Raw genomic sequence first — 5635 nt, 5'->3', positions numbered from 1 at the left:
GTTGCCTCATGTTTAATGTTAAGTTGTCCCATACCCATATAATCCATGTTGATGAGGAGAATTGGATTGCATCACATCAATTGATCAATCTACTTTTAAGATCCAGGATGCCCGTCTACTGGGTTTCAAAAAGCTTTGTGTATGAGGGGGTAAGGTACTGTGAAGGTGACTTCATAATCCCCACCACATCGGCAAATGATGAGATAAATGCCTTAACAACCTTCCTCGCAAGCAAGTTGAATGTAAAACTAGCGTCAGTCAATAGGGATGTTGAAGTTACAGTTTACCCTTTAAGGCCTGTTAAAATAGCCGTTTACGGCGGCCATGGAGCCCTCCCCACACCATACGTTGAATTATTCAGCACCCTCGGATTCCCAACAGAATACGTTGATGATAGCGACATAAGAGCTGGAGCATTGAAGAATTTCGATATACTCGTAATGCCAGGCGACGGCGCCGACAGCGAGCTAACCACACTCGGCGTTGAAGGTGGACAGAAAATCCAAGAATTCGTTGCCTCTGGTGGAGGATACATATCAAGCTGCGCCGGATCATGGGCCGCTGCACTAGGAGTCCCCGGATGGGACATATCCTACAATCTACAGTTAATCAACGCTAAAATATGGAATGTAATTGAAGGTGCAGGACGCTTCAAAAAACTTTACCCAGGAATCGGGGTAATGATATTCAAAAACATTAACCCAAAACACCCAGTAATGTGGGGAATCCCAGAAACCTTTGAAATGGTTTGGTGGCAGGGACCAATATTCGAAACAGCCCCCAACATATTACAATACGCCTCCAAAGCTGAAGGATTAATAGCCCAACATAGTTTCACAGAAAAATTCACTGCAGCCGAATACTACACCAACCTTAAAGCCCAAAGGGAAAAGGGCCTCACTGGAACAACAGTCCACAATGCACTGATAGGCAATAAACCCGTAGCCGTAGCGGGAACTTATGGACGTGGAAAAGTAGTCCTATTCGGCCCCCACCCAGAACTCAAAACAGAATTAGTGCTAAACGGCTTCTCATACATCCCCGGAAGAATACCCATAAACGCAGCACTATGGATGTCAACCACAAACCCAACAAACACATCACCACCAGAAACCCCCACAAAAAACCATAAAGAAATAAATATACTCATAGCTGAAGCCTTAACAAGCCTAAATGAAGCATTAAACAACAAAAACATGATAACAACAAAATCAAATGAACTACAAAACCTATACAAAGATAACCCAAACCCACCATGGATGAAAAACCCCACATCATGGTTTGACGGATCATGCTTCGGAATGAACTCAAACGAAATGCTCGAATACTACCTAAACAAAATACCCGAATTATGCAACGAACTCGAAAAACAATGCAACTACACCACCACAACAATAAAGAAGTTACGGGAAACCTATGACAAATTAACTGCATTGGAAAGCGAAGCAAGAAAATACGAATCCAAATACAATATGGAAAATATACTCATGGAAATAAGTAATGTGAAGGAGAGAATAGTGCATTCACTATACCTAATAAATGAGGGAATAAACATGGCTCCAGGCCCAACAGTCACATACGGAGGGAAAGAGGGAGTACTACACCTAACAAGCAAAGCAACTTCACTCATGAAAATAGCAGTAGACAATTATATGGCTGAGAAAACCACATCCAACACCAACCCACTAAGAAACATAGGAACATACGGCGCCGCAGGATGCATAGTACACGCACTAAACACACTCAGAGGAAGAACAGCATACGCCAACACAGAAACACTATACGCAGAATACATCATAAACAAACTAAACAAAATAAAAGTGAAGTAAGCAACACAACCAATGATATACTCAACCCTAAACATCCATATAAATGCACCAAATCTCCAAACACCTAATTTTTAAATTTAATGTATATATTATACCAGTTTCATTCACATTTGACATGTGGAATGTAGCATATACATTTAACTGGAATCATTTGATAAAACTAATAATGGCATAACACTTAACAAATTTAAATAGGAAATCCCCCCAACAATTCTAGATGGTGAATGAATGGAGGGTTACAGGCTTTCTGAGGGGCATCTTGAACTCGCCCTAAAATACTTGGAGGAAGGGGAAAGTTTAGCTAACAAGAATCCCATTCAAGCATCCGAAAAACTATATAAGGCAGCTGAAGAAGCTGTGAAAGCTTTGGCTTTAGCCCTCAACATAGATGAAGCTAGAAAAGCTTTGGAGCAGGGTAAGTGGACATCGGACATCGAGACTTATCTTCAAAACTGTTCAGTTAGAATACTTAAATTTTTAAGGTAGGTTTTAAAACTGTAATTGTAAATCATGAATAGTGAGATGAAATGTCCTATCCCATAAGCAATCTCGTTAGTAAAATTGACTTTGAAGCTATGAATGCCCTACAATCTTGGCCAACACTCCTCAAGACCATTTTAATGCTATTGGAGAAGGCAAGCAGTTTCATGGAGGGGATTGGATTACGCTTAGGCGAACATTTCCAATTTGAAATTTCAAGGTGGATTGATTATGAAGTGGAGGACTGGAGTTACATGCAAATCAAAGTAACACTACTCGAAGCTGGAATGAAACTGATGAACGAAAGGGGGATAGATAAATTCATGATACTTGAAACCCTCACATCAATGGCAACACAAATACTACCGCAAGAAGTACGTCGGGAAATCGTAATCATGGTGGAGTAATCTTGACATCAAGGATCTTCGAACCCAAAACCTTTTATGACCTAGCTATATACATTAAGGATAAATTATTCCAATTATCATAGTAGCTTTTAAATTCACCATTATACCTGCAATTATTGGGTGAGCCTATGAGCATTTTAAAACTTGATAAGAAGGGGAGGCTGACTTTACCGAAAAAGCTTAGGGAAACTTTGGGGATTGAAGGGAAGGTCCTCTTAATAAATGCTGGAGACCACTTAAAGCTTATCCCCCTACCCTCAGACCCATTCAAAACACTTGAAGGAACCCTAACCATAAGGAAGCCATTCAAGGAATTGAGGAAACAGGCAGAGCTAAAAGCCGAAAAGGAAGCTTTGTAACCCTTTACCTCCCCTACTATTGCAGAAAATAATTCATTAAGATATCCATCACCAATTCCACATTCATAAACTAAATCAATCCCTTCTCCTTAAGTTCTTTTAGCATACCCTCCCTAACCTTCTCTCCAAGTTTCACGTCATCCTCCTCAGTCAATTTACTCTTCATTGAAAGCATTTCCAGCATAAGCCTCTGCAATTCCCTAAGCCTCTTAAGCTCCAATTCGAAAACCTTCAATCTAAGGAACTCTATAATCATCCTTGATAGCTCCTCCCTCGGAATCCTTCTAACTTCCTCCTCTAAGTCAGGGGGGATTTCAATCTTTAATTCCACCCTTCCATTCACCTTCCAAATTTAAGTTAGGATAATTACGTAAATTATGTTTTCTTGGAGGGAGCCTTTTATTTTTATCCACCATCTATGGCTATTAGGAGGGTTATTGTATCTCCATCTTTGAGTTTATGGTTTATGTCTTGTATTACTGTGTTGTTGATTAGGGTTAGGAGGCTTTCCCTCAACCTATCCCCACTTTCGTTGAGTAGTTGTGTAAGTATATGTTTACCATGGATTTCAGCTATCTTCACCATCAAATCCTTTAATGAGGCTTCCCCCTCAATTGTTATGGTTTCCTCCTCTAATCCCATGAGATTCTTAATGTATGGTGCAAGGTATTTGACTTTAACCCTTATATATTTCATTTGCAACCCATCCTAATCCAAGCTCGTATAATTTAGCTTTCGTCGGCTTCCCCTCAGAATCCCAGCCAGCCATTTCATAGAAGAGTTTTATTGCCCTCTGGAATCCCTCCCTATCCAGCTTCTCCCCCTTCCTTGCACCAAACTCCATTTCCTCAAAGAATCTTTTTGGTAGCATATCCTCATCAGCCTTCACTCCTTCACGGATGTTGAAGCATCTTATCAAGTTGAAGGCTCTCTCACTTGCCTTCATAAGCTCCCATAAGCTTGTCTGCCACCCCGTAGAAGCATTAACAATCTCAACCAAATGGTTTGGCGTTAAAACCCCAGCTGAATGTGGGATGAAGGTGAATTTACATATACCCAAACAGTCCAGTAACCCCCACCAAAGCATACCATAATATGTGGTTTTAACCTTCTCCGGCCCCATATCCAATCTATCCACAGCCCCCATAATACCCAGCGATTTCAAATCTTCACGTTCCCTCATATAGACTGGGTCATGTGGAGCTTGAAGGTGATCTGCACCTATGGGTGATAGGGCATACATTAAACCAACACCAACCTTACTGCGAGGCTCATGCATGGGAATCTCCTTACCCTTAACATGCAATGCAAAATTCCCTGAACCCCCACCAATAATTTCAGAAGCCCTCTTAACCCCCTCAGCAAGTATATCTCCAAACCCCTCCCTATTAACAATCTTGAGCAGCATCTTGATCATGGAATCAGCATCACCAAACCTAAGCCTAACACCGCCAGTATCCCGCTCACTTATAATCCCCCTCTCGAAACACTCCATGGCGAAAGCCAAAACAACACCAGCACTAATGGTGTCCACACCATAAGCATTACAAATCTGATTAGCATAGGATATTACATTCAAATCTGCCACACCACAAAGTGAACCGAAGGATGCAACAGTCTCATATTCAGGTCCACCATAAATTGGATCCGTCTCATAGGGGGGTTTAGCCTTAACCACAGCCTTACATTGAAGTGGACATGCAAAACACCCCTCCCTCCCCACAAGCAAAGTATTATTCAAAGCCTCCCCACTTATCAAATCAGCACCATCAAAAGATCCACCCCTAAAATGCAGTGTTGGAAGTGTACCATCCCTATTCAATGGAGATACAACCTCCCTAGTACCATAAATACTCCTAGAAACAGCCCCAGGATACTTCCTCCAATTCTCACTAAACCACCTAGCCACATCCAAAAGCCTCTTCTCATCATGGAAGCTGAAAGGCCTCCTAGAACCCTTAACCACAACACCCTTAAGCCTCTTAGAACCCATAACAGCACCCAAACCACCCCTACCAGCAGCATAACGATTATCAAACATCACATTCGCAAACCTAACAAGCTTCTCCCCAGCAGGACCAATACATGCAACCCTAACAACAGATTCACCCAACTCCCCCCTAACAGCATCAGCAAACTCCCCAGTCCTCAAACCCCAAAGATGCGAAGCATCCCTCAACTCAGCCAAACCATCCCTAACCCACAAATAAACAGGCCTCTCAGAAGCCCCCTCAAAAACTATGGCATCAAAACCGGAAAACTTCATCTCCACAGCAAAGAAGCCGCCAGCCTCAGCCTCCCCATAAGTATAAGTGAGAGGAGACTTAGCACCCACACTAACCCTACTAACACCAGCCACAGGAACACCAGTCACAACACTAGTGGCAAAAACAAGCTTATTCTCAGGCCCAAGAGGGTCTATACCAGGCTTCAACTCCCTAAAAAGCACATAAGCACAAAAACCCCTACCACCCAAAAAAGCCCTATAAACATCCTCAGAAACACTTTCAACCCTAACCTCACCAGTGGAAAGATTAACCCTAAGCCACCTACCATTAAA

The 5635-nt window shown here is 42.1% G+C and carries 7 protein-coding genes; 4 read left to right on the top strand and 3 right to left on the bottom strand.

Translation table 11 applies throughout. The features are described from left to right. From MRT15_RS10320 to MRT15_RS10305, 4 genes are all read left to right on the top strand, one after another. Positions 1-1829: hypothetical protein (locus MRT15_RS10320; protein ID WP_304330023.1), on the top strand; the 1829-nt coding region annotated here is incomplete at its 5' end. A 228-nt stretch (positions 1830-2057) separates the two neighbouring features. Continuing rightward, positions 2058-2315, top strand: coding sequence for a PaREP1 family protein (locus tag MRT15_RS10315; RefSeq protein WP_304330021.1), 258 nt, complete (start codon positions 2058-2060; stop codon positions 2313-2315). 41 nt (positions 2316-2356) lie between these two features. Then, positions 2357-2716, top strand: coding sequence for a hypothetical protein (locus tag MRT15_RS10310; protein WP_304330019.1), 360 nt, complete (start codon positions 2357-2359; stop codon positions 2714-2716). A 128-nt stretch (positions 2717-2844) separates the two neighbouring features. Then, a complete protein-coding gene (locus tag MRT15_RS10305) occupies positions 2845-3075 on the top strand; it encodes a division/cell wall cluster transcriptional repressor MraZ (protein WP_304330017.1) in 231 nt (76 codons plus the stop codon). A gap of 70 nt (positions 3076-3145) precedes the next feature. On the opposite strand, the gene MRT15_RS10300 is transcribed toward MRT15_RS10305, so the two are convergent. The 3 genes from MRT15_RS10300 to MRT15_RS10290 all read right to left on the bottom strand — a co-directional run. Then, the gene (locus MRT15_RS10300; protein ID WP_304330015.1) at positions 3146-3406 is read right to left on the bottom strand and encodes a hypothetical protein; all 261 of its coding nucleotides are present in this window, start codon (positions 3404-3406) and stop codon (positions 3146-3148) included. A gap of 74 nt (positions 3407-3480) precedes the next feature. Continuing rightward, positions 3481-3771, bottom strand: coding sequence for a MoaD/ThiS family protein (locus MRT15_RS10295; RefSeq protein ID WP_304330013.1), 291 nt, complete (start codon positions 3769-3771; stop codon positions 3481-3483). Further along, positions 3752-5635, bottom strand: a 1884-nt coding sequence (locus tag MRT15_RS10290; protein ID WP_304330012.1) for an aldehyde ferredoxin oxidoreductase family protein, incomplete at its 5' end; no start/stop codon positions are given. The genes MRT15_RS10295 and MRT15_RS10290, both read right to left, overlap by 20 nt.

The sequence above is a fragment of the Candidatus Culexarchaeum yellowstonense genome, assembly GCF_024707025.1.
Lineage (GTDB): Archaea > Thermoproteota > Methanomethylicia > Culexarchaeales > Culexarchaeaceae > Culexarchaeum.
The sequence above is the reverse complement of the archived record's forward strand: the minus strand, read 5'-3'. Positions and strand labels throughout refer to the sequence as shown.

Bases quoted from the DNA above. Each gene is read 5' to 3' on its own strand.
- MRT15_RS10310 (WP_304330019.1), top strand. From the start codon at position 2,357: ATGTCCTATCCCATAAGCAATCTCGTTAGTAAAATTGACTTTGAAGCT.
- MRT15_RS10315 (WP_304330021.1), top strand. From the start codon at position 2,058: ATGGAGGGTTACAGGCTTTCTGAGGGGCATCTTGAACTCGCCCTAAAA.
- MRT15_RS10305 (WP_304330017.1), top strand. From the start codon at position 2,845: ATGAGCATTTTAAAACTTGATAAGAAGGGGAGGCTGACTTTACCGAAA.
- MRT15_RS10295 (WP_304330013.1), bottom strand. From the start codon at position 3,771: ATGAAATATATAAGGGTTAAAGTCAAATACCTTGCACCATACATTAAG.